We start from the raw sequence: 13,017 nt of genomic DNA on the forward strand, positions 1-13,017 counted from the left end.
GAGAGTGATAAGAATTAGCAAAAAAGGAATTTGAGAAAAGAAAGGATTTGGAATGAAGACAAGTAAAACAAAACGAGTATTAGCAATCGTTGGCATTATCATATTACTGGGATTATATATATTTTCCCTTGTAGCAGCAATTATGGCAAAGCCATACGCCAACGGGTTATTTTTAGCAAGCATATTTGCAACCTTTATTATTCCAGTTTTCATCTACGTATTTTTATTGATGAGTCGTACCTTTGGAAAAGGCAAGGAAGGCTACACTATGCATGAAATCAATCAGATGAAGAAAAAAGGGTTTAAAGAAGCGAATCAGTCGAAGAAAGAGAAGGAATAAATTAATTGTTATTATCCTCCGTTTCCTCTACGATTTCTTCCAGGATACGAACCAAGTCTTTCGTATCATGAATGGTAACGTCACGTTCTAAGATGCGGTTTTTTAAATCTATCGACAGAGTTTCAAACTTTGCCTGCATTTTGGGTGCAATATAAGACATGTGGATACCTCTTTCTTAATTTATAGAATTACTACTTGCCAAACGAATAGAAAGCCTTTATAATTAGGTTTTGACGAATATTAAGCCTGTGACTCCGTTGCCACAGGCTTAATCAAAAAGGGGAGGATAAGTATTTAACTCTTCTTTTGTATTGTTGCTTTTCATTGGAGGGGGAATCCAACTATTGAAAGAGCATACGCTAATCTAACCGTACTTCTAAGTCTCGCGATAGGCTGTTAGATATCGTGATTCCCAGAAATATCATTAGACTAATTATAGTATTAGCGTATAAAATCTTTTTATACACACAAAAATAAGAAAACATACATTTTTGAAAGGATGAATAAAATGAGCTTATTAACTGACTGGAGAGACGTTGCGTACGCAGAAGATATGGATCAGAAAACCGGACAAGTTTTCTGGGGAAATTATTTCACAATTGAGAAGGGAATCTATGAGCAGCTTTTATCAAATCCAGAGGAAGTAGTTACTGGAACTGTAGAAGAGCTTGCTAACAAATATAATACAACACTACAGATTATGACTGGTTTCTTAGATGGAATTAATGAAAGCTTAAAAGAGCCAAATCCAATTGAGACTATGGAAGCAAATACTGTAGTTAATTTAGGATTTGATTTAGAAAAGCTTTATTACAATATGGTAGAAGCTAGTGCAGACTGGTTATATACTCTTCCACAGTGGGAGAACTTATTATCCGATGCACGTAGAAAAGAATTATATCTTACTCAGAAGAAGTCCGGAACTATCGTGAAGGAAAAGAAAGTTGGACGTAATGATCCATGTCCATGTGGAAGTGGTAAAAAGTATAAATTCTGTTGTGGGAAATAGTGATAAATGAATAAAATGCAGGTGGTGAGATTCGTTCTAACTACCTGCATTTTTCACGCATTGCGAACTTTTCCTTGTCATGAATAAAAAAAGCCCAAACGAAGTAACTTCGGTTGGGCTTTCTAATATATCTATGGGACATTGGAACTCTTGGTCTTGGGGCTACCCCACTTATGCGATCTTACTCGTTTGAAGATTCCTGTTTGTATAGTAGATAGTTTGCGAAATTCTTCAATTCTGCTGCATTATTAGAATCTAATTGCTGATATAGATTAAAGAAATCCACGATATCTTTATCTAATACTTCACCGCCAACAGGAAGGTAGGCATCAGAAATACCAAGCAAGTAATCACACGATACATCAAAATATCTGGAGAGTGCGATTAGTTTTTCAAAAGATGGCTCGTTTCTACGTGACTCATAATTTGATACGGCAGTTGGCTTTAAGCCTAGAATCTCAGCAAGCTCGCTCTGTGTCAACTTATGCTTTTGACGCAATTGCTTTAAACGTATATTAAAATTCATATTTGACCTCCAAGTCCTTTTCTTAGCGCTTGCATTTAATCTTTCGTGTAGCGCATACGTATTTCTTCATTTATTATAACAAAATATGGCAAAATGTCAACATATTTTCCAAAGATTGATATACTAATCGCTATCACATTGACAAACTTTTTTTGGTGAATTATCATATTGTTAAGAATACGACAAGGGGGGTGCATCATGAGCAATATTCCTTATGATTTAGTGTTTCAATATTGTACAGAGGGAATTTTTATTTTTAATCAAATAGGCCAGATTATTTATGCCAATGATGCTGCCAAGCAAGAAACTGGTTATTTGGATGAGTTAGAAAATACGAATATAATAGACATATTTCCAAAAGCGTTAAGAGTACATAATAATAACGTATTTATAAATCGTTTTGAAGTAGAAGACGTGAAAGAGACACAGGAATATTCGATCATTGAAACGTTTGCTTATCGAAAAAACCAGACCTGTTATCCAGTGCGTATGAAATTAATTTTTAGCAATAAATCAGAAGAGAATGCGGTTGTTTGCTTCATTCAGAATATGACAGAGTTAAATGCTGTGATAAAGAGAGAAAAGAATGCCAAGGAAGAATTAAAGGAAGCAACTGGTGTCAAAAATGAATTTTTGGCTAATATCACACATGAATTAAGAACGCCAGTAAACGGTATGAAAGGGTTAGCAGATGTTTTACTAGATTCGGAGTTAACACAAAGACAGAGAGAAAGTGTAAATATTATCAGACGTTGCTGTGATAATATGACAAATATAATTAATGGAATCTTAGATTTCTCAAAAATTGCTGCTGGCAAGATGCAGCTTGAAAATAAAATAATTGATATTTCAGATTTTCTTAAAAATACACTATCTTATCATTTACCAAAGTTAAATGAGAAAGGGTTAAAGCTTCAAGTAAATATTGGGGATAACGTACCTAAAAAAATACTAGGTGACGAACTTCGGTTAGAACAAGTACTTAGTAATTTGATTTCCAATGCAATTAAATTTACCTCTGTGGGACAAATTGTGATTGAAGTAATCAATACATATCAAAATGAAGAGGAAGTAGAACTGTTTTTTATGGTGATCGATAGCGGGATTGGAATTTCGAAGGAAGATACAGATAAGCTTTTTCAAAGTTTTTCTCAAGTGGATAGTTCTATTACTAGAAAATATGGCGGAACAGGACTTGGTCTTGCAATCAGTAAAAGCTTAGTAGAATTAATGGGTGGTACGATTCATGTAAGTAGTGAGTTGGGAAGAGGAAGTACCTTTTCTTTTTCTATTCGATTTAAGGTCGTGAAAGAAGATTACGGAATGGATGCAGAACCTAAACTGGAAGGTAATCGTGAATTCACTATGGAAAATACTACGTGGAATGTAGTATCTGGTGATAGGCAGAGTGTGACAACATCAAGGGTGCCAGTACCATATGTACTTGATAAAGAGGCAATTGCAGAATATTTAGAAAAGCTAATTATTTGTGTGGAGTTAGAAACTTGGGAAAAGGCGGAGAATTTTGCTAGTATAATAAAAAAAATGATACCGGAGTCTGAGAAGGAAGGAAGAAGGAGCGCCTTTCGTTTAGAGTTGGCAGTAAGAAAAGAAGACTATGAGAGAACACAGAAACAGATGCAAGAATTGCAGGATTACTTACAGTCGTAACATCGGGTGGCGAAGGAAAGAATACATGAGGTGATTGGTTTGGTATTAACAGAGAAGATAGAACAGGAAGTAAACATTCTTATAGTGGATGATGTGATTGCAAATCTTGTTGTGTTGACAGAAATGATACGAAAGTCTGGTTATGTGGCACGTCCGGTTACCAGTGTAAAACAAGCAATACAGGCAATGGAGGTAACACTCCCACAACTGATTTTGTTAGATATCTCTATGCCGGATATGGATGGTTTTGAGTGGTGTGAGAGATTGAAAAAAGATGCAACAACAAGAGATATCCCAATTATTTTTATTTCAGCGCTAAATTCTACCGAGGACAAAATACGAGGGTTTAAACTTGGTGCAGTTGATTTTATTAGTAAGCCATTTGAACATGAGGAAGTGTCTCTTAGGATTAGTACTCATCTTAAAATACATCGAATGCAACAAGAGCTTGAAATGTATAACCAAAAGCTTCAAAAGTTAGTGAAAGAACAGATGGAAAAGATAGCAACAGAGGAGAGAAATCTGATCTATGCGATGGCTAGGATGTGCGAAGCAAGAGATAAAGGAAGAGCAAATCATATTGAAAATATAGGTAAGAATAGTAGACTTCTTGCTATGAGCTTGCAATTTTCAGGGTTGTTTGAAGATGAGATTTCACAAGATTATATTGATACAATCGAACTAGCTGCTGCACTTCACGATATTGGTAAAATATTTATACCTGATAATATTTTGCAAAAAAGAGGGAAACTTACTATAGAAGAAGAAAAAGTGCTGGAATCACATGCAGAACTTGGTGCAAAGAATCTAAGTGAAGCTTATGCTCAAAGTGAATATAATGATTTTTTAAAGATGGCAATCGACATTGCTAAGTTTCATCATGAGAAGTTTGATGGTACAGGATATCCAATGGGGTTAAGAGAAACGGAGATACCACTATCAGCCCGCATTGTAGCTGTTGTAAATATGTATGATAATTTGTTAAAATGTTATGAAAAGGAAGGAGACGGTGCACACGAAGAAGCACTACGACGTATGAAGCTTGAAGCAAATCGTAGCCTTGACCCGGAGATTTTAGAAGTATTTTTAAAAGTACAAAGGCAACTAAAAAGATAAACGAAAACCCAAGATTCCAGGCTAATAGTCCGAAGGAACGACAGATAGATCTCGGACTTACTATAAGATTAGGAAGAGGAATAAGGAATGAGAAAGAAAGATCATTATCTTAATTTTGATGCAAAACGTAGGAAACGAAAATTTACTTCGAAAAGAGGAATGAAAGGCTTCCTGGGAAGAGGGATAAATGCACTTCTTATTTTAGTAATTGCGTTAGGACTTGGTACTTGTGTGTTTTTTTATGCAAAAGCAAAAATGGAGGATACGGATAAAAAGAATTTTGCTGATAATGAACTGATTAAACGAAAGTTAGAGGAGTTATCGGATCGAACCTCATCGGGACCATATGGGATGTGGATTACGAATCCAGTACAAGAAGAGATTATAGAACCTGTAGAAGACCAAGAAGTCTGGATGGCGAACTTTACAGATAATCGAAAAGCTGTAAAAGCAAAGGGAATATATATTACTGCGTCGAAAGCGAATAGTAGTATTGATGATTTGTTAAAGTTAGTAGATGATACGGAACTTAATGCAATGGTAATTGATATCAAAGATGATGATGGGAGAATCACGTATCAGATGGATTATCAACCTGCTATTGATATCAATGCAACTAGGGGCTATATTAGTGATATTGAAGGGTTAATAAAGAAGTTAAAAGAACACGATGTTTATCTAATTGCCCGAGTTGTAGCATTTAAGGACCCTGTACTTGCAGAAAAAAGACCTGAACTTGCGCTTAAGTATAAAGATGGTTCTACCTTTCGTGATAAAGATAAATTAGCGTGGGTAAACCCATTTAAAAAAGAAGTGTGGGACTACTTGGTAGGAGTAGCTTCAAAATGCGCTGAAATTGGTTTTGATGAGGTAAATTTTGACTACATTCGATTTTCAACGGATAGTGGAATGTCAAATGTTGATTTTGGTGCTGAGGCTTCTAATAAAACCAAAATAGAAACGATCACAGAGTTTGTAAAATATGCTTGTGAAGAGTTAAGACCATTAGGTATTTTTGTATCCGCAGATGTTTATGGAGCAATTATCAGTAGCTCTGTGGATGCAAAGATAGTTGGGCAAAGCTATGTAGAGATGTCAAAATATCTAGATTATATTTGTCCGATGATTTACCCTTCTCATTATGGGGATGGGTATTATGGAATTAAGTATCCAGATACCGAGCCTTATAATCTTATACTGGCAGCGCTAGATGCTTCCAGAAAGTCATTAAATCAGATACCAGAGGGGGAACATCGGGCGAAGGTACGACCTTGGCTTCAGGATTTTACTGCTTCTTGGATTAAACATTATATTCGATATGGGCCAAAGGAAGTCAGAGATCAGATAGAGGCTGTCTATGATTCGGATTATTCGGAGTGGCTCCTATGGAATGGTTCTATGAATTATACCAAGGGAGCGTTATATACGGAGGAAGAAGCAGCGTTTCACTATGCGAATCGACCAACCCCAACTCCTCTTCCAACCCCAACCGAAGTTCCACTACCAACCAGAGTTCCAAACTCTGGAAAGTATTATGAATCACCATGGAAATCAGGTAATTAAAAAATTATTGCAAGATATTTTTATTTGATGGGTATTTATAGATAGGCATACGATATTTAGTGTGCGCATTGTCGTATTCCACTTTAATATCGAACGATATTAGTGTGTGTGACATTGTCGTATTCCACTATAATATCATATACTCGAAGGAGGCAGTTAACTTGACGGATGAAGAAATTCTTTCTCTGATATATAAGAAAAATCAACTAGGGCTCTCCTTGTTAGCAGAGAAGTACGAGAAACTGCTAGTATATATCGCAGCTGGTATCCTTGGAAACCATGTTAGGGATATCGAGGAGTGTGTAAACGATACTTACTTTAAATTCTGGAAGAATGCAGAGAAATATGATTATACCAAAGCCTCATTATCTACTTACCTTAAGGTGATTGTCAGAAACACCGCAATCAATCGTTTACGCGACATAAAGAGGCATGAGGATCGAACGCATTCTGAGGATGTAGCAGAGCTTGCATCGGTGCTTCCAGATGTAAGTGTGAACATTGAAAATCAAATGATGCGCAGAGAAAATGTAAAAAGACTAAATAAAATGATTGCAAGTCTCCCGGAGAAAGATCGGGAATTAATGATAAGAAAGTATTTTTATGTGCAGTCCTCTAAAGTAATTGCACATGCGATGAGCATGTCGGTTACTGCAGTGGATAGTAGACTTTCACGATTACGTACAAAGATGAAAAATGAATTTCAACTAAATTAAAGAAGGGAGAAGCCAATGACTGAAAATTACTTAATTGATCTAATGGGTAATCTGGATACTAGATTTTTAGAAAATGAGTACCCTGAAAGGGACATACAAAAACAAAAAGCCTTCACCAATAGAAGTCGAACATTAAGACCTTTTAAGAAGGGGAATGTGTTCGTAATTTCGGATACCTTAAATCGAACAATAAATGAACAAAGAGAGCTATATGATAACATTGTTGCACATCCATACGAACCTGTATCAGAACGTGCGGCTCATGCAAAAGCACAAGTAAAAGAGAAGGTCGGTGCTGTTCAGGCAAAGATGAAAGCTCTAGTAGCAATAGTATCAGGAGTAGCAGCCATGTTAGTAGTTATCATTAGTATAGTGCGAATGGTTGCTAAGAAGAAATGGTTAAACAAATTATTTGGAAAGAGAGTACAAACAGCATAAGGAAGTTGGGTGTATTCGTTCATTGAATCAATACAAGAAAGCTTATGAGAAGAATCTTGTTATTCGAAGTCTAGTAGCAAGCTTTCAGTTTATAATAATAAGAAATAGGGGAGAAACGGAAGAATCCTCCGTGAAGCTTACACGCTTCTCTTCGGAATAATTTCGTTTCTCTCCTCGTTTTAAATTGAAATAAATCAAGCGCGTATACGCAGAATTGAGGTTAAGTATGAACCAAATAGCGTTTCTTTTTCCTGGACAGGGAGCTCAATATGCTAGTATGGGAAAAGATTTTTATGATACCTATAAAGAATCTAGAGAGGTATTTGAACTAGCGAGAGATGTTCTATCGCTTGATATGACAAAATTGATTTTTGAAGAGGATGAAAGACTTCATATCACAGAATATACGCAGGCAGCAATGGTTATAACCATGGCAGCAATGTTAATGGCGATAAAGGAGAAGAACATAACACCAGCGGTATGCGCTGGACTTAGTTTAGGAGAGTATGTAGCCCTTTATCAGAGTGGAGTCCTTAGCTTAAAAGATGTGATTTATCTTGTAAGAAAAAGAGGAATCTATATGCAAGAAGCAGTTCCAGTATCGGTTGGAACTATGGCAGCAGTTTTAGGGCTTAGCAATGAAAAAGTCGAAGAAATTTGTGCCAATACCGAAGGAATAGTAACGGTTGCAAATTATAATTGTCCAGGTCAGGTTGTAATCTCTGGCGAGAAATCATCAGTTGAAGCTGCGAAGATTAGTCTTTTGGCTGCAGGAGCGAAAAGAGTACTACCACTTAATGTTAGCGGACCATTCCATTCGCCAATGCTTCTCACAGCTGGGGAAAAGCTTCGAATGGAATTAGAAAAAGTGACGATAAATGACCCAGTTATTCCATATGTTGCGAATACCACCGCGGAATATGTAACAAAGAAAGATTCAATCGTAGATCTATTGGCAACTCAGGTTTCCTCTTCAGTACGTTGGCAGCAAAGTGTGGAAATGATGATTGCAAATGGTATCACAACTTTTGTTGAGATAGGACCAGGGAAAACGTTATCCTCATTTGTAAAAAAGATAGATCGTACCATGCAGGTAATTAATATAGAAAAAGTGGAAGATTTAGATAAGTTAAACGCTTTATAAATAATAAACTAATATTGGTCATTTTTATACGCATAAATGGAGGAATGATATGTTAGAGAATAAAGTTGCAGTGGTGACTGGTGCGAGCCGTGGAATAGGACGCCAGGTTGCGTTGACACTTGCTAATTATGGAGCAACAGTGATTGTGAATTATTGTGGTTCCAAGGAACGAGCAGAAGAAGTAGTTCAAACAATTAGAAACAATGGTGGCAGAGCCATTGCTTATCAGGCAGATGTTGCAGATGCGAAGGCAACAGAAGTTATGTTTGCAGACATACTAAAAGAGTTTAAACAGATTGATATCTTAGTAAATAACGCTGGCATCACAAGGGATAACCTTATCATGAAGATGTCAGAGGAAGACTTTAATGCGGTCATTGACACAAATTTGAAAGGTTGCTTTCACTGTATCAAGCAAGTAACCCGTCCAATGCTAAAGCAAAGAAGTGGAAGAATCATTAATATTTCTTCTGTTGTGGGTGTGATTGGAAATATCGGGCAATTGAATTATTGTGCGTCGAAGGCTGGTGTGATAGGAATGACAAAATCAGCAGCGAGAGAATTAGGATCACGTGGAATTACCGTGAATGCAGTAGCACCAGGATTTATACAAACAGAAATGACAGATGTTTTACCAGAGAATGCAAAAGAGATGGTACTTACCCAGATACCACTAAAAAAGTTTGGTGAAGTTTCTCATATTGCTGAAACAGTTGCATTTTTAGCATCGGAGAAAGCGGCTTATATTACAGGGCAAGTAATACAGGTAGATGGCGGCATGGGAATGTAGTTAGAAAATTGAATCGCTGTCAGAATTCGTGGTTGATGACAGAATGGAGGACTTAAATGAAACGAGTAGTAGTCACAGGTATGGGAGTAATCACTCCGATAGGAAATAACATGGAGGATTTTTGGAGTAATATCAAAAAAGGAACGACAGGTTTTGGACCGATTACCTACTTTGATACGACTGATTATCGAGCGAAGCTTGCAGCAGAAGTAAAAGATTTCAAAGCAAGCGACTATATGGATGGAAAGTCTGCAAGACGTATGGAAAAATTTTGTCAATATGCTGTTGCAGCTACAAAAGAAGCAATTGAGTCTAGTGGTCTTAATTTGGAAAAAGAAGATCGGACAAGAATTGGCGTGTCTGTTGGTTCTGGTATCGGTGATCTAATGATCATTGAAAAGGAATATGAGAAAGTCTTAAATAATAACGGACCGAAGAGAACCAATCCATTATTTGTACCTCTGATGATAAGTAATATGGCAGCAGGTAATGTATCCATTAATTTTGGTTTAAAAGGAAAATGTATCAACGTGGTAACTGCTTGCGCTACAGGGACACACTCAATAGGTGAGGCTTACCGTGCAATCCAATGTGGCGATGCAGATGTTATGGTCTGTGGTGGGACAGAAGCCGCGATATCAAAGCTTGGAGTTGCAGGATTTGGGGCACTCACTGCATTAAGTCCATCAGAAGATCCAAAGCGTGCATCCATTCCTTTTGATAAAGAGCGTAACGGCTTTGTTATGGGAGAGGGAGCTGGTGTCGTTGTGATTGAGTCCTTAGAGCATGCCAAGGCAAGAGGTGCAAAGATCTTAGCAGAGGTGGCTGGATATGGAGCAACCGCAGATGCATTTCACATTACTTCCCCTTCCGAAGATGGTGAAGGCGCTATGAGAGCTATGCTTCTTGCTGTGAAGGAAGCAGGCTTAAAGCCAGAGGATGTGGATTACATTAATGCTCACGGAACAAGTACGCATCACAATGACTTATTTGAGACAAAATCGATAAAAGGTGCTTTTGGAGAGTACGCATATCACCTGAATGTGAACTCCACAAAATCGATGACAGGTCACATGTTAGGTGCTGCCGGTGCTGTTGAATTCATTGTATGTGTGAAATCGGTACAGGAAGATTTTATTCATGCAACTGTGGGGTATAGCGTACCAGACGAAGAACTTGATTTGGATTATACAAAAGAAGCAAGAACTGATAAAAAGGTTAATGTGGCGATTAGCAATTCGCTAGGATTTGGTGGTCACAATGGAACTCTTCTTGTAAAAAAATATGTAGAATAAGGAGTTGGCGCAAAGCGCCAGAATTGAGAATCATATGGAAATTAAAGATATTATTGCATTGATAGAGGCGGTTTCCTCATCAAAGCTAACTTCTTTTACTTATGAAGAGGGAGAGACAAAGCTTTCCTTTGAATTAGATCATGAACTGCTAGGTTCGTCTGCTTCTAAGGTAGTGGCAGCGACAGCAATCAGCGAACAAAGTTGTATACAGAAAGAGACCGTACCATGTAATATCATTACTTCTCCAATGGTGGGCACATTCTACCACGCGAAGGGAGAAGGAGAAGAACCATTTATTCAGGTTGGTGATAGAGTAACTAAGGGGCAGGTAGTTGGTATCGTTGAGGCTATGAAGCTAATGAATGAGATTGAATCTCCATACGATGGTATAGTAGAAGAAATCTTAGTAAAAAACCAAGAGATGGTTGGATTTGAACAGAAGCTAGTCCGTATTCGTCCGCTTTCATAAAGCAAGATTGGTTAGGATAACTAAACTATCAACTGGCAATTTGTATTAGTGTAAGATTGTCATTGATATGAAATGGCGCTAAAGTGCCAGAATAGAGGGTAGAATAATGTTAAATTGTAAAGAAATTATGGATATCATTCCACACCGCAGTCCATTTTTATTAGTAGATAGAATCTTAGAGTTAGTTCCAGGAATTCGTGCTATCGGAAGAAAGTGTGTCACTTTTAATGAACCTTTTTTTACCGGACATTATCCAGGTAATCCAGTGATGCCAGGAGTTTTAATCATTGAAGCCTTAGCACAAGTAGGTTCTGTGGTTATGTTATCTGTAGATGAAAATAAGGGCAAGAGCCCTTTCTTTGGAGGAATTGATAAGGCAAAGTTTCGTAACATGGTAACACCTGGTGATGTGTTAACCTTAGAGGTTGAATTACTAAAGCAAAAGGGACCAGTTGGTGTAGCTACCGCGAAAGCATACGATGATGAAAAGGTTTTTGCTGAGGCAGAATTAACGTTTGTAATACGTTAGCAGGGTAACGAAGGAATGGGGGTTCTTATGTTTAAGAAGATTTTAGTAGCCAACCGTGGTGAAATTGCAGTTCGTATTATTCGTGCCTGTAGAGAGATGGGGATTCAAACGGTTGCGGTATATTCTACAGCAGATGAACAAGCACTGCATGCCCAATTAGCAGATGAAGCGATATGTATCGGACCAGCATATGCCAAGGATAGTTATTTAAAGATGGAGCGAATCTTAAGTGCAACATTGGCTTCTGGTGCTGAAGCGATACATCCAGGTTTCGGTTTTTTAGCAGAAAATAGTAAGTTTGCACAGCTGTGTGAAAAATGTAATATTGCATTTATTGGTCCAAATAAAGATGTAATTGATCGCATGGGAGATAAAGCATGTGCAAGAAACACCATGATGGAGGCTAAAGTTCCAGTAGTACCAGGAACCAAAGAACCACTTCATGAGTTAAAGAGAGCCAAAGTTTTAGCCAATGAAATCGGATATCCGATAATGATTAAAGCAAGTGCTGGCGGCGGTGGCAGGGGTATGCGAATCGCGCATTCAGAAGAGGAATTTGAGAATTTATTTGAAACTGCTAGGCAAGAGGCAAAAAATGCTTTCGGTGATGATACAATGTATCTGGAACGATACATTTCTGGTGCAAGACATATTGAATTTCAGATTCTAGCGGATCAGTTCGGCAATGTAGTACATCTTGGGGAACGTGACTGTTCCGTCCAAAGAAGACATCAAAAGATGATTGAAGAAGCACCATCGGTTGCTCTTAATGAAACTCTGAGAAAAGAAATGGGAGAGATAGCAGTTAGGGCAGCAAAAGCAGCGAACTATACGAATGCAGGTACAATAGAATTTTTGCTAGATGATAAAGGAAGATACTATTTTATTGAGATGAATACAAGAATTCAGGTAGAGCATGGGATTACAGAGCTTGTTACTGGAATTGATTTGATAAAGGAACAAATTAAAATAGCAGCAGGAAAGCCTCTTAGTTTTACACAGGAGGATATTAAAATTGAGGGACACGCAATCGAATGCAGAATCAATGCGGAGTGTCCGGAACGAGGTTTCTTACCGTCTCCTGGTACTGTAACAGAATTTCATATGCCAGGAGGTTTTGGAGTTCGTATTGATACGATGTTGTATGAAGGATATATAATTCCTAGGTATTATGATTCCCTGATAGCAAAAGTAATGGTACATGATAAAACAAGAGAAGAAGCGATTGCTAAGATGCGAGGTGTCCTTGGTGAACTCATTATTGATGGTATTGAAACGAATACTGATTTTCTATATCAATTAATCCAGAATAATGAATTTCAAGCAGGAAAGATTACGACTGATTTTGTAGAACAATTTCTTTATAAAAATAGTGTGAAATAAAAGAAATTTACACTTCTTATTATCTGGT

The 13,017-nt window shown here is 37.4% G+C and carries 15 protein-coding genes; 13 read left to right on the forward strand and 2 right to left on the reverse strand.

Features of this window, described 5'->3' with window-relative positions; translation table 11 throughout:
* The first annotated feature begins 52 nt into the window (after positions 1 to 52).
* The gene (locus tag CC92_RS21350) at positions 53 to 340 is read left to right on the forward strand and encodes a hypothetical protein (RefSeq protein ID WP_051650629.1); all 288 of its coding nucleotides are present in this window, start codon (positions 53 to 55) and stop codon (positions 338 to 340) included.
* 1 nt (position 341) lies between these two features.
* Here CC92_RS21350 and CC92_RS22770 read toward each other — a convergent pair whose 3' ends face one another.
* Positions 342 to 500, reverse strand: a complete 159-nt coding sequence (locus CC92_RS22770; RefSeq protein ID WP_029502053.1) for a hypothetical protein — start codon at positions 498 to 500, stop codon at positions 342 to 344.
* A 348-nt stretch (positions 501 to 848) separates the two neighbouring features.
* Between CC92_RS22770 and CC92_RS0102220 the strand changes: the two genes are divergently transcribed.
* Positions 849 to 1,349 (forward strand): SEC-C metal-binding domain-containing protein, encoded by a 501-nt coding sequence (locus CC92_RS0102220; RefSeq protein WP_029502052.1) that lies wholly within the window; start codon positions 849 to 851, stop codon positions 1,347 to 1,349.
* A gap of 181 nt (positions 1,350 to 1,530) precedes the next feature.
* Here CC92_RS0102220 and CC92_RS0102225 read toward each other — a convergent pair whose 3' ends face one another.
* Entirely contained in the window at positions 1,531 to 1,875 is a 345-nt protein-coding gene (locus CC92_RS0102225; RefSeq protein ID WP_012198541.1) for a helix-turn-helix domain-containing protein, read from the reverse strand.
* A 198-nt stretch (positions 1,876 to 2,073) separates the two neighbouring features.
* On the opposite strand from CC92_RS0102225, the gene CC92_RS20655 reads away from it, so the two are divergent.
* The 11 genes from CC92_RS20655 to CC92_RS0102280 all read left to right on the forward strand — a co-directional run bounded on the left by CC92_RS20655 (position 2,074) and on the right by CC92_RS0102280 (position 12,989).
* A complete protein-coding gene (locus tag CC92_RS20655; RefSeq protein WP_029502050.1) occupies positions 2,074 to 3,546 on the forward strand; it encodes an ATP-binding protein in 1,473 nt (490 codons plus the stop codon).
* A 30-nt stretch (positions 3,547 to 3,576) separates the two neighbouring features.
* Positions 3,577 to 4,662 carry an HD domain-containing phosphohydrolase gene (locus tag CC92_RS0102235; RefSeq protein ID WP_242841323.1) on the forward strand — a complete coding sequence of 362 codons (1,086 nt, stop codon included), beginning with the start codon at positions 3,577 to 3,579 and terminating at the stop codon, positions 4,660 to 4,662.
* 87 nt (positions 4,663 to 4,749) lie between these two features.
* Positions 4,750 to 6,225 (forward strand): putative glycoside hydrolase, encoded by a 1,476-nt coding sequence (locus tag CC92_RS0102240; protein ID WP_051650627.1) that lies wholly within the window; start codon positions 4,750 to 4,752, stop codon positions 6,223 to 6,225.
* Between the two features lie 161 nt (positions 6,226 to 6,386).
* Positions 6,387 to 6,941 carry an RNA polymerase sigma factor gene (locus CC92_RS0102245; protein ID WP_029502047.1) on the forward strand — a complete coding sequence of 185 codons (555 nt, stop codon included), beginning with the start codon at positions 6,387 to 6,389 and terminating at the stop codon, positions 6,939 to 6,941.
* Between the two features lie 15 nt (positions 6,942 to 6,956).
* On the forward strand, positions 6,957 to 7,379 hold the full coding sequence (locus tag CC92_RS0102250; RefSeq protein WP_029505420.1) for a hypothetical protein: 423 nt from the start codon (positions 6,957 to 6,959) through the stop codon (positions 7,377 to 7,379).
* A 226-nt stretch (positions 7,380 to 7,605) separates the two neighbouring features.
* Complete coding sequence (gene fabD, locus CC92_RS0102255) at positions 7,606 to 8,523, forward strand: ACP S-malonyltransferase (protein ID WP_029502045.1); 918 nt, start codon at positions 7,606 to 7,608, stop codon at positions 8,521 to 8,523.
* Positions 8,524 to 8,572: 49 nt separating this feature from the next.
* Positions 8,573 to 9,313, forward strand: coding sequence for a 3-oxoacyl-[acyl-carrier-protein] reductase (gene fabG, locus CC92_RS0102260; protein WP_029502044.1), 741 nt, complete (start codon positions 8,573 to 8,575; stop codon positions 9,311 to 9,313).
* A gap of 56 nt (positions 9,314 to 9,369) precedes the next feature.
* Positions 9,370 to 10,608 (forward strand): beta-ketoacyl-ACP synthase II, encoded by a 1,239-nt coding sequence (gene fabF / locus CC92_RS0102265; RefSeq protein WP_029502043.1) that lies wholly within the window; start codon positions 9,370 to 9,372, stop codon positions 10,606 to 10,608.
* A gap of 34 nt (positions 10,609 to 10,642) precedes the next feature.
* Positions 10,643 to 11,077 (forward strand): acetyl-CoA carboxylase biotin carboxyl carrier protein, encoded by a 435-nt coding sequence (gene accB / locus CC92_RS0102270; RefSeq protein WP_029502042.1) that lies wholly within the window; start codon positions 10,643 to 10,645, stop codon positions 11,075 to 11,077.
* 106 nt (positions 11,078 to 11,183) lie between these two features.
* Positions 11,184 to 11,606: a 3-hydroxyacyl-ACP dehydratase FabZ gene (gene fabZ / locus CC92_RS0102275; protein ID WP_029502041.1), complete on the forward strand. Its 423-nt coding sequence runs from the start codon at positions 11,184 to 11,186 to the stop codon at positions 11,604 to 11,606.
* 27 nt (positions 11,607 to 11,633) lie between these two features.
* Positions 11,634 to 12,989, forward strand: a complete 1,356-nt coding sequence (locus CC92_RS0102280) for an acetyl-CoA carboxylase biotin carboxylase subunit (RefSeq protein ID WP_029502040.1) — start codon at positions 11,634 to 11,636, stop codon at positions 12,987 to 12,989.
* Positions 12,990 to 13,017: the final 28 nt, after the last annotated feature.

Source organism: Lachnoclostridium phytofermentans (assembly GCF_000733755.1).
Lineage (GTDB): Bacteria > Bacillota > Clostridia > Lachnospirales > Lachnospiraceae > Lachnoclostridium > Lachnoclostridium phytofermentans_A.

Bases quoted from the DNA above. Each gene is read 5' to 3' on its own strand.
- CC92_RS21350 (WP_051650629.1), top strand. From the start codon at position 53: ATGAAGACAAGTAAAACAAAACGAGTATTAGCAATCGTTGGCATTATC.
- CC92_RS22770 (WP_029502053.1), bottom strand. From the start codon at position 500: ATGTCTTATATTGCACCCAAAATGCAGGCAAAGTTTGAAACTCTGTCG.
- CC92_RS0102220 (WP_029502052.1), top strand. From the start codon at position 849: ATGAGCTTATTAACTGACTGGAGAGACGTTGCGTACGCAGAAGATATG.
- CC92_RS0102225 (WP_012198541.1), bottom strand. From the start codon at position 1,875: ATGAATTTTAATATACGTTTAAAGCAATTGCGTCAAAAGCATAAGTTG.
- CC92_RS20655 (WP_029502050.1), top strand. From the start codon at position 2,074: ATGAGCAATATTCCTTATGATTTAGTGTTTCAATATTGTACAGAGGGA.
- CC92_RS0102240 (WP_051650627.1), top strand. From the start codon at position 4,750: ATGAGAAAGAAAGATCATTATCTTAATTTTGATGCAAAACGTAGGAAA.
- CC92_RS0102250 (WP_029505420.1), top strand. From the start codon at position 6,957: ATGACTGAAAATTACTTAATTGATCTAATGGGTAATCTGGATACTAGA.
- fabD (WP_029502045.1), top strand. From the start codon at position 7,606: ATGAACCAAATAGCGTTTCTTTTTCCTGGACAGGGAGCTCAATATGCT.
- fabG (WP_029502044.1), top strand. From the start codon at position 8,573: ATGTTAGAGAATAAAGTTGCAGTGGTGACTGGTGCGAGCCGTGGAATA.
- fabF (WP_029502043.1), top strand. From the start codon at position 9,370: ATGAAACGAGTAGTAGTCACAGGTATGGGAGTAATCACTCCGATAGGA.
- accB (WP_029502042.1), top strand. From the start codon at position 10,643: ATGGAAATTAAAGATATTATTGCATTGATAGAGGCGGTTTCCTCATCA.
- fabZ (WP_029502041.1), top strand. From the start codon at position 11,184: ATGTTAAATTGTAAAGAAATTATGGATATCATTCCACACCGCAGTCCA.
- CC92_RS0102280 (WP_029502040.1), top strand. From the start codon at position 11,634: ATGTTTAAGAAGATTTTAGTAGCCAACCGTGGTGAAATTGCAGTTCGT.